12 protein-coding genes are annotated in these 15,223 nt (G+C 66.1%); 6 read left to right on the plus strand and 6 right to left on the minus strand.

Annotated elements, in window-relative coordinates:
• Nucleotide 1: 1 nt before the first annotated feature.
• The gene (locus ACSBPQ_RS05860) at nt 2-433 is read right to left on the minus strand and encodes a helix-turn-helix domain-containing protein (RefSeq protein ID WP_442684099.1); all 432 of its coding nucleotides are present in this window, start codon (nt 431-433) and stop codon (nt 2-4) included.
• A 312-nt stretch (nt 434-745) separates the two neighbouring features.
• Between ACSBPQ_RS05860 and ACSBPQ_RS05865 the strand changes: the two genes are divergently transcribed.
• The gene (locus tag ACSBPQ_RS05865) at nt 746-1,246 is read left to right on the plus strand and encodes a GNAT family N-acetyltransferase (RefSeq protein ID WP_442684100.1); all 501 of its coding nucleotides are present in this window, start codon (nt 746-748) and stop codon (nt 1,244-1,246) included.
• 234 nt (nt 1,247-1,480) lie between these two features.
• Here the strand turns inward: ACSBPQ_RS05865 and ACSBPQ_RS05870 are convergent, their stop codons facing one another.
• The 4 genes from ACSBPQ_RS05870 to ACSBPQ_RS05885 all read right to left on the minus strand — a co-directional run bounded on the left by ACSBPQ_RS05870 (nt 1,481) and on the right by ACSBPQ_RS05885 (nt 7,301).
• Nucleotides 1,481-2,101 (minus strand): HD-GYP domain-containing protein, encoded by a 621-nt coding sequence (locus ACSBPQ_RS05870; RefSeq protein WP_442684101.1) that lies wholly within the window; start codon nt 2,099-2,101, stop codon nt 1,481-1,483.
• 103 nt (nt 2,102-2,204) lie between these two features.
• Nucleotides 2,205-5,678, minus strand: a complete 3,474-nt coding sequence (mfd, locus tag ACSBPQ_RS05875) for a transcription-repair coupling factor (RefSeq protein WP_442684102.1) — start codon at nt 5,676-5,678, stop codon at nt 2,205-2,207.
• A gap of 120 nt (nt 5,679-5,798) precedes the next feature.
• Nucleotides 5,799-6,344, minus strand: a complete 546-nt coding sequence (locus ACSBPQ_RS05880; RefSeq protein ID WP_442684103.1) for a GNAT family N-acetyltransferase — start codon at nt 6,342-6,344, stop codon at nt 5,799-5,801.
• Between the two features lie 99 nt (nt 6,345-6,443).
• Nucleotides 6,444-7,301 (minus strand): 23S rRNA (adenine(2030)-N(6))-methyltransferase RlmJ, encoded by an 858-nt coding sequence (locus tag ACSBPQ_RS05885; protein ID WP_442684104.1) that lies wholly within the window; start codon nt 7,299-7,301, stop codon nt 6,444-6,446.
• Between the two features lie 45 nt (nt 7,302-7,346).
• On the opposite strand from ACSBPQ_RS05885, the gene creB reads away from it, so the two are divergent.
• Genes creB through creC form a run of 3 tightly spaced genes read left to right on the plus strand, consistent with a single transcriptional unit; the run spans nt 7,347 to nt 9,956 of the window.
• The gene (gene creB, locus ACSBPQ_RS05890; protein ID WP_442684105.1) at nt 7,347-8,045 is read left to right on the plus strand and encodes a two-component system response regulator CreB; all 699 of its coding nucleotides are present in this window, start codon (nt 7,347-7,349) and stop codon (nt 8,043-8,045) included.
• A 10-nt stretch (nt 8,046-8,055) separates the two neighbouring features.
• Nucleotides 8,056-8,535 carry a hypothetical protein gene (locus ACSBPQ_RS05895; protein WP_442684106.1) on the plus strand — a complete coding sequence of 160 codons (480 nt, stop codon included), beginning with the start codon at nt 8,056-8,058 and terminating at the stop codon, nt 8,533-8,535.
• Nucleotides 8,520-9,956 (plus strand): two-component system sensor histidine kinase CreC, encoded by a 1,437-nt coding sequence (gene creC, locus ACSBPQ_RS05900; RefSeq protein WP_442684524.1) that lies wholly within the window; start codon nt 8,520-8,522, stop codon nt 9,954-9,956. Before ACSBPQ_RS05895 ends, creC begins: the two co-directional genes overlap by 16 nt.
• Before the next feature lie 30 nt (nt 9,957-9,986).
• Here creC and ACSBPQ_RS05905 read toward each other — a convergent pair whose 3' ends face one another.
• The gene (locus tag ACSBPQ_RS05905) at nt 9,987-13,007 is read right to left on the minus strand and encodes a bifunctional diguanylate cyclase/phosphodiesterase (protein ID WP_442684107.1); all 3,021 of its coding nucleotides are present in this window, start codon (nt 13,005-13,007) and stop codon (nt 9,987-9,989) included.
• 235 nt (nt 13,008-13,242) lie between these two features.
• Between ACSBPQ_RS05905 and creD the strand changes: the two genes are divergently transcribed.
• Together creD and ACSBPQ_RS05915 are read left to right on the plus strand one after the other, a co-directional pair.
• Nucleotides 13,243-14,601, plus strand: a complete 1,359-nt coding sequence (gene creD / locus ACSBPQ_RS05910; protein ID WP_442684108.1) for a cell envelope integrity protein CreD — start codon at nt 13,243-13,245, stop codon at nt 14,599-14,601.
• 64 nt (nt 14,602-14,665) lie between these two features.
• Nucleotides 14,666-15,217: a hypothetical protein gene (locus ACSBPQ_RS05915; protein WP_442684109.1), complete on the plus strand. Its 552-nt coding sequence runs from the start codon at nt 14,666-14,668 to the stop codon at nt 15,215-15,217.
• Nucleotides 15,218-15,223 lie beyond the last annotated feature (6 nt).

The raw sequence follows: 15,223 nt of genomic DNA on the forward strand, positions 1-15,223 counted from the left end.
TCTATCCCGGGTTGGCAGGTATTTCCCAATAGGGCCGTAGTTGCCGGCCGCACTCGGCTGGGGTGTTTTTGCAGGTCTCGTTTATCCGGTTGTCGCGCAAGGCGGTATCCCTGCCCAGAATGAAGCCAGCGACTAGCTGGAACATGATTGCAGCCAGCATAAGACTCACGATCCACAGAATGATCTTGGCGCGATCCACCGGGCTTACAGCGGAGGCTGGTGCCGATGCTGGCACTGTTTCGATGCCGGCCAATTGCTTCGGGTCGATGTCCAACGCCGCAGCCACCGCCATCCGCGATTCGTGCGAGGCCTTGCCCTCGGCTTCCAGCCGCTGCACGGTGCGCGGACTGAGCCCGGCGACAGTGGCCAGATGTTCCTGTGACCAGCCCCGCGCCTCGCGCAATGCCCTGATCCGTCGGGCGTCGATCTTCATCGCTTCCTCATTCACTGATGGCAGCTCCTGGCGATGCTAGTGGAGCGGGCAGCCTGCCGCCACAGCCGTTTGCAGACCACGACAGCAACACGCCAGGCTCACGACAGCTCTTTGAAAACAGTGGCTTGCATGGGCTGCGTAGCACGGCGGTTTATCCCTGCCTGCCTGTCGCTGTCTTCCGGTTCCATCATCGCGCCGATTTACGGCGGCCGGCTGGAACTCCCCGCGGGCTGGCCTGTGCGTATGCGGTTCTTTCAATCCCGATCCGGGCGCGGCATGGTGTGATGCGGATAGCAGCAGTGGGCCGTCGTCATGGAAATCCGCAGTGAAACTCCCGCCGACATTGCCGCCATCGAGGCGGTGACGGTCGCCGCGTTCCAGCATGCCGCGCATACGCAGCATACCGAGCAGTTCATCGTCGCTGCCTTGCGCCGTTCAGGCGCACTGACGGTATCGCTGGTGGCCGAAGAGGAGGGTGAGGTGATCGGGCATGTGGCGGTATCGCCGGTGACGGTTTCCGGTGGCGTGGCGGGCTGGTACGGACTCGGGCCGGTTTCGGTGGCGCCGGCGTGCCAGGGCAGGGGCGTGGGACGTGCTCTGGTGAAGCGGGCACTGGCGGAGCTGCGTGCACAAGGCGTGGCCGGCTGCGTGGTGCTCGGGGAGCCGGACTATTACGCGCGCTTCGGCTTCGTCGCCGAACCAGCGCTGGTGCTTGCCGGCGTGCCAGCGGAATATTTTCAGGCGCTTGCGTTCATCGGCCCACCGCCTTCGGGAACGGGCGCCTATCACTCCGCCTTCGCGGCCACGGTGTGAGTGGCTGCTGGAACTGCCGGACCGGAAGTATGCGCTTTGAGTGATGCAATCCGGTTGGCGCCACTGCGGTATCAAGGCCGGTGGCTGCAGGGCTTTCAGCGCGAGCCCTGTTGTAGAGGCTCGCGGTGTCGCAGCGGATGACGTGGGAGCAGGTTGACGGCTGGCCGTTCGCCACGCGGCTGGTGCAGAACGCGGTGGCGATGATGTCGCTTGTACTGGAAAGCCGGTTGTGCTTCAGCAGGCCGTGACGCGGCTGTCGTGCAGCAGGCCGCGCAGTTCATCGAGCAGGTACGGGTCGATCAGCCGGCCCTGGTTGCGATCGAGAATGGCGAGTGCTTCGTCGCCGCTCATCGGATCGCGATAGGGGCGGATCGAGGTCATCGCATCGTATGCGTCGGCGATGGTGAGGATGCGCGCTTCCAGCGGAATTTCCTCACCCTGCAGCCCATGCGGATAGCCGCTGCCGTCCCAGGCTTCGTGATGGTGGCGGATCAGCCTGGCAACCTGCTGTGCGTCCTTGCGGCCGGTGGCGGCGAACAGTCGCGCTCCGCGTTCCGGATGGCTGCGCATGACCGACGCCTTGTGCTCGTCCAGTTTGCCCGGATGCAGCAGCACATCGTCGCGGATACCGATTTTTCCGACATCGTGGAAGCGTGCGGCCAAGGCCAGATGGGCAAGCCGTTCTTCGGAAAGCTCACACCGGTTGCCCATCGCATGGGCCAGTTGCGAGACGCGGTCGCAATGTCGGTCGGTATAGCTGTCGCGCTGGTCAAGGGCGGCGGCCAATACGTCGATGGCGCAGGAGGCATCGTCCGGAGGAATGGACAAGCCCACCGTGGTGGAGATCGGGAGCATGGGAAACAACGCCGTGGAGAACGGCTGTGGGCGTGCGGGGAGGGCTCCATTCTGGTTGCACCGTCCCAAACGGGCAAGCGTCAAAGTCTGGCTTGCCGCAGCATCAGCCCGGATGCAGCGTGGTCAACAACGCCCGCGCGGCATTGAAGCGGTCCACGCCTTCCGGCAGCGGATGGCGGATGCGCAGCTTGTCCGGGCCGTCCATCTGGTACAGCTTGGGCTGCTTCTGGATCAGCTGGATCACCGCCATCGGGTCGATGTTGGGCTGCGCCTCGAACACGATGCGGCCGCCGTTCTCGCCCAGTTCCAGCTTGCGGATGCCCAGCGCGTTGGCCTGCAGCTTCAGCTCGGCGATCGCGAACAGATGCTTGACCGGATCGGGCAGCAGGCCGAAGCGGTCGATCATCTCCACCTGCAGCTCGCGCAATGCGACGCTGTCGCGGGCGCTGGAGATGCGCTTGTACAGGGTCAGGCGGGTGTGCACGTCGGGCAGGTAGTCCTCCGGAATCAACGCCGGCACATGCAGCTCGACCTCGGCGCCGCGGACCTCTTCGCCGGCATCCAGATCCGGAAGTTTGCCGGCCTTGATCGAACGTACCGCGCGTTCCAGCAACTCGGTATAGAGGCTGAAGCCGACTTCGGCCATCTGCCCGCTCTGGTCTTCGCCGAGCAGTTCACCGGCGCCGCGGATTTCCAGATCGTGCGTGGCCAGGGTGAAGCCGGCACCCAGTTCGTCCATCGAGGCGATCGCCTCCAGCCGCTTGTGCGCATCGGCGCTGATCGAACGCTTGTCCGGCGGCACCACCAGATAGGCGTAGGCGCGGTGGTGCGAGCGGCCGACGCGGCCACGCAGCTGGTGCAGCTGGGCCAGGCCGAACTTGTCGGCGCGGTTGATGATGATGGTGTTGGCGTTGGGGATGTCGATGCCCGATTCGATGATGGTGCTGGCCAGCAGCACGTTGAAGCGCTGCTTCTGGAAATCGAGCATCACCTTCTCCAGCTCGCGCTCGGGCATCTGCCCGTGGGCGACGCCGATGCGCGCCTCGGGCACCAGCTCGGCCAGCTCGCGCTGCATCCGGCCCATGCTTTCCACATCGTTGTGCAGGAAATACAGCTGGCCACCGCGCGCGAGCTCGCGCTGGAACGCCTCGCGCAGCTGCGCGTTGTCCCAGGCGGTGATGAAGGTCTTGACCGCCAGCCGGTTCGGCGGCGGCGTGGCGATGATCGACAGGTCGCGCAGCCCGGCCATGGCCATGTTGAGCGTGCGCGGGATCGGGGTGGCGGTGAGCGTGAGCAGGTGCACGTTGGCACGCATCGCCTTCAGCGCTTCCTTCTGGCGCACGCCGAAACGCTGCTCCTCGTCGACGATCACCAGACCCAGATCCTTGAACTTCACGTCCGGCTGCAGCAGGCGGTGGGTGCCGACGATCACATCGATGCTGCCTTCGGCGACCTTGTCCAGCTCGGCCTTGATCTCTTTGCTGGTCTTGAAGCGCGACAGCACTTCCACCCGCAGCGGGTAATCGGCAAAGCGGTCGCGGAAGTTGCGGTAGTGCTGTTCGGCCAGCAGCGTGGTCGGCACCAGTACCGCCACCTGCTTGCCACCACTGGCGGCAGCGAACGCGGCGCGCAGGGCGACTTCGGTCTTGCCGAAACCGACGTCGCCGCAGACCACGCGGTCCATCGGCTGGCTGGACTGCAGGTCGCGCAGGGTCGCATCGATCGCGGCCTGCTGGTCGGCGGTTTCCTCGAACGGGAAGCCGGCGGCGAACGGCTCGTACATCGCCCGGTCGATGTCCAGCGCCAATCCGGCGCGTGCCTGCCGGCGGGCCTGGATCTCCAGCAGTTCGGCGGCGACGTCGCGCACCTTCTCGGCGGCCTTGCGCTTGGCCTTGGCCCACTGCTCACCGCCCAGGGAGTGCAGCGGCGCGGTTTCCGGCGAGGCGCCGGAGTAGCGGCTGATCAGGTGCAGCTGCGCCACCGGCACGTACAGGCGGTCGCCCTTGGCGTACTCGATGTCGAGGAACTCGCCGGGCATGCCGCCGACGTCCATCGCGATCAGCCCGCGATAGCGGCCCACACCGTGGTCCTCGTGGACGATGGGCGCACCTTCGCTCAGCTCGCCCAGGTCGCGGATGATCGCCTCGGGCTCACGCCCGGCGCGGCGGGTGCGGCGCGGCTGGCCGGCGCGTTCGGGGAACAGCTGGCGCTCGGTCAGCACCGCCAGCGGCGGTTCGACCAGTGCGAAGCCGTCATCCAGTGGCGCGACGGTGATCGCGAACGTCGGCGCGTTGTCGGTGAGGAAGGTGGGCAGGTTGGGCACCACCGGCGGTCGCAGATCGGCGGCCTGCAGCACTTCCAGCAGCGCCTCGCGGCGGCCCGGTGAATCGGCGGCGATCAGCACCCGGCCCGGATAGTTGTCCAAAAACGACTTCAGCGCCTGCCCGGCTGGCGCATCCTTGGCGGCCACCGGCAGTGGTGGCAGCGGCTGGTCGCCCAGCGCCTGCGCCTCGGCAATGCGCGGGTGGTCGGCCGGCCACACTTCCACGCGCGGCAGCTTGTTGAACTGCTCGCGCAGGCTGTCCGGGGTCTGGTAGATCTCCTCGGGCGGCAGCAGCGGCCGTTCGATATCGTGGCGGCGCTGTTCGTAGCGGCTGCCGGTCTGGATCCAGAAGGCGTCGGCGGCTTCGGCCACGCCGGTGCCGACGACGGTGAGGAAACCTTCCGGCAGGTAATCGAACAGCGTGGCGGTCCGGTTGAAGAACAGTGGCAGCAGGTACTCGATGCCCGAGGGCAGCACGCCGGCCTTGAGGTCCTGGTACAACGGGCTGCGGCGCGTATCGACATCGAAGCGCTCACGCAGCGTGCCCATCACCCGCTCGAGAGAGGCCGGGTCGGTCGGTACTTCGCGGCCGGGCAGCATCTTCACCGCCGACACCTTGTCCAGCGAGCGCTGCGACTCGGGGTCGAAGGCGCGGATCGTATCGATATCCTCGTCCAGCAGCTCGATACGCAACGGCGCGTCGGCACCCATCGGATAGACATCGAGCAGGCCGCCACGCACGGCGAAGTCACCCGGGTCCATCACCTGTGCCACGTTGCGGTAGCCGGCGCTTTCCAGCCGGCGCTTTTCCGCATCCATGTCCAGCCGCTGGCCGACCTTCAGGTCGAAGCTGCCGCCGACGATATGGCTCAGCGGTGCCAGCCGTTGCAGCAGGGTCTGTACCGGTACCACCACGATGCCGCGGGCCAGCGTGGGCAGGCGGTGCAGCGCGGCCAGGCGCTGGGAAATGATGTCCGGATGCGGGCTGAACTGGTCGTAGGGCAGGGTTTCCCAGTCCGGGAACGGCACCACCGGCAACGTCGAGTCGGCGCCGAGCAGGGTCTGCAGGTCACCGACCATGTGGTTGGCGCTCTGGTTGTCGCGGGTGACCAGCAGCAGCGGCTTGCCGTGTACCTCGGCGGCACGGGTCACATGCCAGGCAAGGGCGCTGGGAGAAACCGGGGTGCGCCACCAGGCGCGGAGCTGGCCGGGACGCGGCAGCGGCGGAGAGGGGTAGGAGATGTGATGCGGCATGAGGCCGCTGATTTTAGCAGCGTAGCAACGAGCGGAGAGGAACGGGCAATGAGCCCGGGCAACGGTGGAGCCGGCCCGCCCTCACGTGTTGCCCGTTTCTCCGCATCTGTTGCCTGTCTTTCAGCTGCCCAGTTCCAGCACCATCCGCACCAGCCCCGGTGCCGCGGCGGGGTGAGGGGCCTGTTTGAAGCCCAGCGAGGCGGCCAGCTGCAGCATCGGCTCGTTGTCCTCGGCGATGTCGCCGTACATGCGGTCCAGATATTTGCCACGCGCCCACTTCACCAGTTTGCGCATCAGCTGGCGGCCCAGGCCCTGGCCGGCGAGGAAGCGGCTGACCAGGATGGCGTACTCGGCATCGCGGGTGCCGGGGATGATCGAGGCCCGCGCCACCGCGCCGACCACCGCTTCGCCGGGCGGCAGCGGTTCGGCGGCTACCAGCGAGATCTCTGTCTTGGGGTTGGGGTGGGTCAGACGCTGCGCGGTTTCATCGGACAGGGTTTCCACCGATTGCAGGAAGCGGTCACGGACTTCTTCCGGTCCGAACAGGGCGAAGGCGCCCTGCAGGGGCGCGCCGTCCTCGGGCCGGATGGGACGGATCAGCAGTTCCCGGCCACTGGGGGCTTTGAAATTTTCATGCCACGGCGGCATGCGGTTGCGGGTTGCCATAACTACGTTCCTCCAAAGTCGGCTGATTCTGGCACTGGCCGGGCGAAACTCTGTGAACGCTGTCAAACGCGCAGCGGCATGGCCCGGCGCGTACGAGGCTTACTCGGCCGCCTTGAGCCACTCCATGCGGGTCGATGCCCCGGCCTCGCCCAGGTGCTTCTTCAGCACCGGCAGTGCCGGCCCCAGCACCCGGTCGAACTGCCAGGGTGGATTGAGCAGCAGCATGCCGCTGCCATTGAGACGCAGCGGCGAATCATCCGGGCGTACCAGGAATTCGACCAGCAACGCCGACCTGGCTGGCAGCGCGGCGGCCTTGCGGAAGAAATGCAGCACACTGCGGCGCTGTTTGATCGGGAACCACACCGCGCAGGTGGCCTGCGGCCAGCGCGTCAGGGTTTCGCTCAATGCCGCAAGGATGCGCGGGTACTCGGCGTCCTGCGCTTCGTAGGGTGGATCGATGAGCACCAAGCCTCGGCCGATCTTCATTCCGTTGAATTTCGGCGGCAGCAGCGAGCGGATCTGCGCGTAACCATCACCGGGATGTACGCCCACACGGCTGTCGCGGGCGAACAGCGCCTTGAGCGCGGCGGCTTCTTCTTCCTGCAGCTCGCAGGCGGCCAGGCGGTCCTGCGCGCGCATGGCCTGGGCGGTGAGCAGTGGCGAGCCGGGGTAGGTGATCATCGCGCCGACCGGGTTGTCGGCCTGCACCGCCTTCAGGTAGCGCTCGACCACCTCCGGCAGCGTGGGCTGGGCCATCAGCCGCATCACGCCGTCGTCGATCTCCGCGGTCTTGCGGCTTTCCTCGCTGGACAGCAGGTAGCGACCGCGGCCGGCATGGGTGTCGAGCACGAAGAACGGGCTGTCCTTGCGCTTGAACGAATCGATCAGCGCCAGCAGCGTGATGTGTTTGAGCACGTCGGCGTGGTTGCCGGCATGGAAGGCGTGACGGTAATTCATCGGCAAAGTGTACGGGGCGGGGGAGGTGGCGGCTATGCTGGGCGCATGTCCGATCAGCCTGCCCGGGTGCTCGTCGTCGAAGACGAGGCCGCCATTGCCGATACCCTGCTGTACGCCCTGCGCAGCGAGGGTTATGCGGCAACCCATTGCACGCTGGGGCGCGAGGCGCTGCAGCAGCTGCGCGACGGCGGTGCGGAGGTGGTGGTGCTGGATGTGGGGCTGCCGGATATCGGTGGTTTTGAAGTGTGCCGGGAGTTGCGCACCTTCAGCCAGGTGCCGGTGATCTTCCTGACCGCGCGCAACGACGAGTTCGACCGCGTACTGGGGCTGGAGCTGGGCGCCGACGACTATGTGACCAAGCCGTTCTCGCCGCGCGAGCTGGTGGCGCGGGTGCGGGCGCGGCTGCGCCGGGCGACGCCTGCGGCCGCCGCGGCGGGGGAGTCCGGCTGGACGCAGCGCGGTGGTTTTGCGATCGACGGCGAGGGCCGGCGCATCCGTTACGGCGAGGTGCTGCTGGACCTGACCCGCTATGAATATGCGTTGCTGGCGGCGCTGCTGGCCCGACCCGGGGCGATCCTGAGCCGGGCGCAGCTGATGGAGCGGGGCTGGGACCATGCCAGCGACAGCGCCGACCGTACCGTGGATACCCACGTCAAAACCCTGCGTGCCAAGTTGCGCGCGGCCGGGGTGCCGGGAGAGCCGATCCGTACCCATCGGGGGGTGGGATATGCGCTGGAGGTTTGAGGCCGGCGCTGTGCCGGATGTGCTGCTGCGACCCAACCAGCATCAAGGGTTTTCACTCCTGCTGCGCAGGATCGAGTCACCTTTCTTTGCTTGTGCAGAGAAAAGCAACCAAAAGAAGGCCTGGCCTTTCAGCTTTGAAAAGAAAAAGCAGCCAAGGCATGAAGCAAAGCTTTCACTCCTGCTGCGCAGGAGCGAGCACACCTTTCTTTGCTCGTGCAAAGAAAGGTGGCCCAAAGAAAGCACTGCCGGACGCGAGCCGATGCGATGGAACCGCATCGGTCCCCTGTGCTCCTTGCGGATCGGGGCGGCGCGGAACTCGCTGCGCTCAGACACCCGCGCCTTCTTTCCCCGATCCGCTGCGGTGCTCGGCCTGCTCTACGGCGGTGAAAATCGAAAGCTGAAGCAAATGCGGAAGCAGAATCAGGGCAGCGGCGGTCACAATTACGGCCAAGGCGGCGTGCGTGCGGGGTGGTTGTGCGCCTGGGCCTGAAACTCTTCCTCGGTTTTTTCCTGATCGTCGGCATCGCCGCGTTCTTCGTGATGCGGGTGTTCGTCAACGAGGTCAAGCCGGGTGTGCGTCAGGCGATGGAGTCGACGCTGGTGGATACCGCCAATGTGCTGGCGGTGATGGCCGCGCCGGATCTGCAGGCCGGGCACATCGGTGATGGCGCGTTCGCCATGCATATGGCCACGGCGCAGCGGCGTGATCCACGTGCGATGGTGTGGCGCTTTCCCAAGCGCAGCATCGATTACCGGGTGACGGTGACGGATACCGCGGGCATCGTCGTCTACGACTCGCGCGGGCAGGATGTGGGGCGCGACAACTCGCGCTGGAATGATGTCTACCTCACCCTGCGCGGGCAGTACGGGGCACGCTCCAGCCCTGAAACCCCCGGCGATGAGAGCAGTACGGTGATGCATGTGGCCGCACCGGTGTATGACCCCGGCGATGGACGCACGCTGATCGGCGTGCTGACCCTGGCCCAGCCCAACGACAGCATCGATCCGTTCATCACCGCCAGCCAGCGCGCCATCGTCGCGCGTGGGGCGTGGCTGATCGGCCTGTCGGCACTGATCGGCCTGTTGATGACCTGGTGGCTGTCACGCGGCATCAGCAGCCTGAGCCGCTATGCCAAGGCGGTCAGTGCCGGAGAGCCGGTGCCGCCGCCGCGCAGGCGCCGCGATGAGATCGGCGATCTGGGCCAGGCGCTGGAGACCATGCGCCGCCAGCTCGAAGGCAAGGCCTACGTGGAACAGTACGTGCAATCGCTCACCCATGAGATGAAAAGCCCGCTGGCGGCGATCCGTGGTGCCGCCGAGCTGTTGCAGGAGCCGTTGCCGGAAGCGGAGCGGCAGCGCTTTGCCGCCAATATCGTCCAGCAGGAGCGGCGCCTGACCGAAACCATCGACCAGTTGCTGCGGCTTGCCGAGGTGGAGCAGCACGGCTGGCTGCAGCGGCGTGCGCAGGTCGATCTTGTCCAGTTGTGCCGCGCGCTGGCCGAGGATGCCGCACCGCGCCTGCAGGCTGCGAATGTGGCACTGGAGTGCGAGTTGCCCGCCGAAGCGGTGGTACGTGGCGATGCGTTCCTGTTGCGGCAGGCATTGTCGAACCTGCTGGACAACGCGCTGGCCTTCTCGCCCGAAGGCGGACGCATCCGGCTGTGTGTCCGCGCCGGTGACGAAGGCTGGGAAGCCAGGGTGAGCGACGAGGGCCCCGGCGTTCCGGACTATGCGCTGGATCGGGTGTTCGAGCGTTTCTATTCCCTGGCACGGCCGGGCAGCGGGCAGCGCAGCTCCGGGCTGGGGCTGCCGTTCGTGGCCGAGGTGGCGCGCCTGCATGGCGGCAAGGCGCTGCTGTACAACCGCACCGGAGGCGGGGCCGAGGCCTGCCTCGGACTGCCGGGGTTGTAGGTACGGCTCCCCCGGCTCCTGCAGGTGGGGTTATTGCTTGGCTAGGGCGGGATGATCGGCGCGGGGCCGGTCCAGGTGATAGCCCTGTACCATGTCCACGCCCATCTCGCGCAGCATCTGCAAGGTGTCGGCATCTTCGACGAACTCGGCCACGGCGAGTTTGCCCATGCCGTGCGCGACTTCGATGATCGCGCGCACGAACACTTGGTTGTCGCGCTCGTCCGGCAGGTTGCGGATGAACATGCCGTCGATCTTGAGCACGTCGGCCTGTAGGTTCTTGAGGTAGGCGAAGGAGGCGAAGCCGGTGCCGAAGTCGTCCAGACAGATTGGGCAGCCGGTCTCGCGCAGTGCTGCGATGAAGCGCGCGGCATCACCCATGTCCGAGATCGCCGCGGTCTCGGTCAGTTCCACCAGTAGCCGCTGTGGGGCCACACGCTGACGTTGTAACTGGCTGCCGATCCAGACCGGTAGTTCGGGGTCGTCGAAGGAGCGACCGGAGATGTTGATGGCGATGGCAGGCAGCTGCGGATGAGAGGCCAGCAGCTTGATGCACTGGTGGATCACCCAGCGGTCGATCTCCAGAATCTTGCCGCTGCGTTCGGCCGGGACGATGAACTGTCCGGGCATGATCAGCTGGCCGGTGTGGACTTCGTCTCGCATGCGGATCAGCGCTTCCAGATGGGCCAGACGGCCATCGTCGGCGTGGTATACGCCTTGGAAATGCAGGCACAGCAGGTCCTGCTCCAGTGCGCGTGCGATGCGGTCGTTCCAGACCAGTCGACTGGCCATCTCGCGCGAGCTGTCGCGGTCGGGACGATACAAGTTCCAGCGGTTCTTGCCCTGGTGCTTGGCCTGGTACATCGCAGCGTCGGCATGGGCGACCAAGTCGTCGGCGTTGTCGGCATGAGTGGGAAAATGGGCGATTCCCAGACTGGCGCCCAGGCGCACGGTCTGCTCAAGCAGGCGCAGCGGCGTGCGCGCGATCCGCTGCACGATCCGCTCGGCGAGATGCTGGGCATCGTATTGGCTGGCGTGCGGCATCATCACGGCGAACTCGTCGCCGCCGAGGCGGAACAGGGTCTCGCCGGAACGCACCAGCGTACGCACCTCCAGCGCCAGTCGGTTCAATACCGCATCACCGGCGCGATGGCCGAAGGTGTCGTTGATGTACTTGAACTCGTCCAGGTCGAAAAATAGCAGCGCTGCCTGGCAGGGCGTGTGCTGCGCATCGTGGAAGAAGCTGGTCAGGTCGTTCTCGAAGCGGCGCCGGTTGTACAGGCCGGTAAGTGGATCGTGGTGGGCCAGCCGCACGAGCTGCTGTGCGGTGCGGCGCTGGTGGCTGACATCCTCTTGCACCCACAGGTGGCCGATGTGCTGGCCTTGTGCGTCGGGAACCGGGTAGGCGTTGTGCATGATGGTGCGACCGTCGCGCAGGCGGATCTCCAACTGCCGGGTCGACTGGCCGGAGACGGGAGCCGCCTCCAGTTGTGCCAGGACCGTTGCCTGATCGACCATCAGCTGCTTTGCCTGCTGCAGGTTCTCGGCCGTAGTGCGGCCAACCACCGTACTGCTCTCGGGGAATTGCCACATAACCAGGAACGTGGCGTTGCAGTAGGTCACCCGGTTATCGATGCTGATGAACACGATGCCCAGGTTCATCGCGCCAAGCAACGCTAGCAACCTTGCGCGTTCTTCCTCCAGCCGGTTCATGAACTGGCGGCGCTCATCCACTTCGGCCTGCAGCGCCTTGGCATGGGCAAATTGCAGGGTTCGCTGATGCCCCAGCTCCTCGACCATGTCGTCGAAGGCTGTGGCCAACCGGCCAAGCTCATCGTCGCCACGCATGTCGATCGGTGACGGTACGCGGCCTTGACCCAGTTCGTCCACGGCTTGCGTCAGACGTTTCAGCGGCACGGCGAACAGCGTGTTTACCCGACGCCGTAGTACCCACATTGCCGGTAGTAGGCCGAGCATGCCGGCGGCCGCCAGCGCTAGCAGGCCCCATGACAGCAGGTCGTTCACTCGCGCCTGCGGCAGCAGATAGATTTGGTACCAGCCCGGTCCCCGGATCTTCGACCACGCAACCCAGTGGCTGCCATCTGGTGAGCGTCCGGCGCCGGCATCCATGCTCGCCTGCGAGATCATGCGGTGCACCTGTGGTAGCAATGGATCGTCAAGTGTCGCCAGTTGCAGTTGGCCGTCGGCAGCAACGATATGGCGATGCAGTTGCGGGTGGGCGATCACTGTGCCATCGGCGTCCATTACCAGTTGTATCCCGTCCTCGGTGCCGCCGGAATCGATCCGATCGATCAGGCTCTGCACCGAGACATCGTGACCCAGTGTGCCAACCCAGCGTTGCCGCCAGTCCAGCGGTTTGATCACCGACACCATCCAAGTGGCAGCCTGCCTGTCCAGGTAGACGGGTGTCCAGAACACCTGTCGCTGTGGATTGCGCTGTGGATTGGCGCCAAGCATTGTCGGATAGCTGGTATTGCTGGCCGTTGCGTCGGCGCCTTTGCCCCAGTCGATATCCGGGGAGTACACCATCAGTCCGTCTTCGACGAAATCCATGTAGACCGAGAAGAATGGCGGTGCCAGCGCCGGTCCCTGTTCGCGCAGTAGGTCGTAGGCGGCCACTGCACGTAGGCGAATGGAGTCGTCCAGCCCCTGTGGGGGATGGTGCAGGTAGAGCGTGGGGGCCGAGGCGGGTGCCACCTGCTCCGGGCGCAGCCGCCACAGACCATCGCTGCTGCGGGCGAAGAGAGTATCGAAACGGACCAACGTGGTTGCCTGATCGGCACTGTCCAGCCGCCGCAGCAGTTCCAGCTGCAGCCGCGACACGCTCTGCTCGGCTTGCAGGAACAGGCCTTCCGACGCACGGGCGCGTAAATCGACAGTACGCTGTGCGACCATCGGCACCACACGATCGGCGGCCATGCGCATGGCCAGGTAGCCCAGCGTAGAAAGTAGTAACAGCAGGGCCACGAACAGGCCCCATATGTTCAGGGACAGCCGATGGATCAGCGACGTACGTGACCGGGTATGCGGCACAAGGGTTCCTTGGGAGAAGCGCTGACGGTCCGTGCGGACGTTTTGTCTCCATTCATACTATGGCGCGCTGCTCATTCGCAACCGCCTTGGGCTCGGGCGAACGGATTCGCTGGGCTTCGCGATGTTGGCGGTGGCGTTACCGCGCCGGCCTGACTTCACACCCGCTTCAAATTCGCCACAAACCCTGTTCACCGTGCAGCGTCAGGCTGGCCCCGTTTCCACACGAGGACCGGACATGACTTCCCTGAAACTGCTGTTGCGCTGCGCCATTGTCGGCGGGCTGGTGTTGTTGCTGTTGATTCCGTTGATGTTGATCCGTGGCACGGTGCAGGAGCGCGAACGCTATCGCGACCAGGCCATCGAACGGGTGGCGCAGAGCCGTGCCGGCGCGCAGTCGCTGATCGGCCCGGTGCGGGTGTTGCCGTGGACGCAGGAGCAGGAGGTCGAGGTGGTCGGCCCGACCGGCCTGAAGACCCGCGAGCTGCAGAAGGAACAGGGCTATGACCTGCAGATGCCGGCGCGGCTGCGCGTGCAGGGCGAGATGCGTCCGGACGAGCGCCGGGTGGGGTTGTTCAGGGTGCCGGTGTACAGCTGGCACGCGCGGGTGCAGGCCGAGTTCACCGACAGCGAATACAAGCCGGTGGCCGGACGCAGTTACGGCCAGCCGTATCTGGCGCTGGGCATTGCCGATGTGCGCGGGCTGGTGGGCAGCCCCAATCTGCGCGTGGATGGCCGCAGTGTCGCGCTGCAGGCCGGCGCACGCGCGCTGGAGGCGACCTCCAAAGGCCTGCATGCGCCGTTGAAAATGCAGGGCGATGCCGGCTCCGGGGTACTTGCCGATGGCCGCAAGGTCGAGCTGGAGTTCGTGCTCGATGGCACGCGTACGCTGTCGGTGGTACCGCTGGGTGACGACACCCGCGTGGATATCGCCTCGACGTGGCCGCATCCGCAGTTTTCCGGCAGTTTCTCGCCCAACGAACGCAGCATCGACGACAGCGGCTTCAAGGCCAGCTGGGCGGTGTCCTCGCTGGCTTCGGCGGCACAGGAGCAGCTGCGCCGCAGCCTGCACTCCGATGGCACGGTGGAGTCGCTGACCGTGGCGCTGGTCGACCGGGTGGACGTCTACACCCAGGCCGACCGTGCCACCAAGTACGGCATCCTGTTCGTGCTGCTGACCTTCGTCGGCTTCGCCCTGTTCGAGCTGATCAAGCAGCTGCGGATCCACCCGCTGCAGTACCTGCTGGTCGGGCTGGCACTGGCGATCTTCTTCCTGCTGCTGCTGAGCCTGTCCGAGCAGATCGCGTTCTGGCAGGCGTACCTGATTTCGGCGGCGGCATGCATCGGCCTGCAGGGCTTCTACCTCAGCGGTGTGCTGCGCAGCGCGAAATACGGGCTGATGTTCTCGACCATGCTGACCCTGCTGTATGGCGCGCTGCACATGTTGCTGGGATCGGAGAACAACGCATTGCTGCTGGGCTCGCTGCTGCTGTTCGGCATCCTCGCGCTGATCATGTGGATCACCCGCAGGATGGACTGGTACGAGCTGGGCAGCCGGCCGGTGGCCAGCCCGACCACACCGCCGCGCATGCCGTGAGTGCACCGGTCGTCATGACCGGACGGGGCGGAATACACCGCCCCGTCTACCGGGGAGGATCGATGTGAACCGGGTTTTGATCCATCGTCGCGCCCAGCAGTTGTTGCCCGCGGCCATTGAAACCAGCGGGTTGCTGCAGTTCGGCCTGTCGCCGGTGCAGGCCGGTGAGATGGTGCTGGACTGCCTGTTCGGCACGGTGGCCCGCGGTGTGGTGGTGTTGCGTCTGGCCGCAGACGCGTTGCCCGGCATCCGGCGGCAGGGACTGGCGTTCTTCGCGCAGGCGCGGGTTGCCCGGGGCGGACTGGCGGGGGCCGCTCCCGTGCGATATGCGCAGTGGCGGCAATTGCGGCTTGGCCCCAATGTCCCGTCGTCCGGCTGGACCGGTACTGCCTACGTCGTCGCATCGCGGGATGGCCGGGCCTGGCTGGCAGTGCTGCCGGTCGAGCGGCTGGTGATATGCGGCTGGATGGGCCGCCAGCGGGCAAAGCTGCGGTCAGTGGCTGCTTCCACCGGGCGCGCAATGAGGGATGTCACCGGCAGCCGTTGTGCGGCAATGGCTGGAATTGCCCACGACCATGACCATTGGCCGGCTCGCCGCCCCGTGGCGTCTGGCTAGACTGGC

The sequence above is a fragment of the Stenotrophomonas sp. JC08 genome (genome assembly GCF_052180205.1).
Classification (GTDB): Bacteria; Pseudomonadota; Gammaproteobacteria; order Xanthomonadales; family Xanthomonadaceae; genus Stenotrophomonas.

Coding starts and splice junctions, on each gene's coding strand:
- ACSBPQ_RS05880 (WP_442684103.1), bottom strand. CDS start 6,344: ATGGCAACCCGCAACCGCATGCCGCCGTGGCATGAAAATTTCAAAGCC.
- ACSBPQ_RS05865 (WP_442684100.1), top strand. CDS start 746: ATGGAAATCCGCAGTGAAACTCCCGCCGACATTGCCGCCATCGAGGCG.
- creB (WP_442684105.1), top strand. CDS start 7,347: ATGTCCGATCAGCCTGCCCGGGTGCTCGTCGTCGAAGACGAGGCCGCC.
- creD (WP_442684108.1), top strand. CDS start 13,243: ATGACTTCCCTGAAACTGCTGTTGCGCTGCGCCATTGTCGGCGGGCTG.
- mfd (WP_442684102.1), bottom strand. CDS start 5,678: ATGCCGCATCACATCTCCTACCCCTCTCCGCCGCTGCCGCGTCCCGGC.
- ACSBPQ_RS05860 (WP_442684099.1), bottom strand. CDS start 433: ATGAAGATCGACGCCCGACGGATCAGGGCATTGCGCGAGGCGCGGGGC.
- ACSBPQ_RS05870 (WP_442684101.1), bottom strand. CDS start 2,101: ATGCTCCCGATCTCCACCACGGTGGGCTTGTCCATTCCTCCGGACGAT.
- ACSBPQ_RS05885 (WP_442684104.1), bottom strand. CDS start 7,301: ATGAATTACCGTCACGCCTTCCATGCCGGCAACCACGCCGACGTGCTC.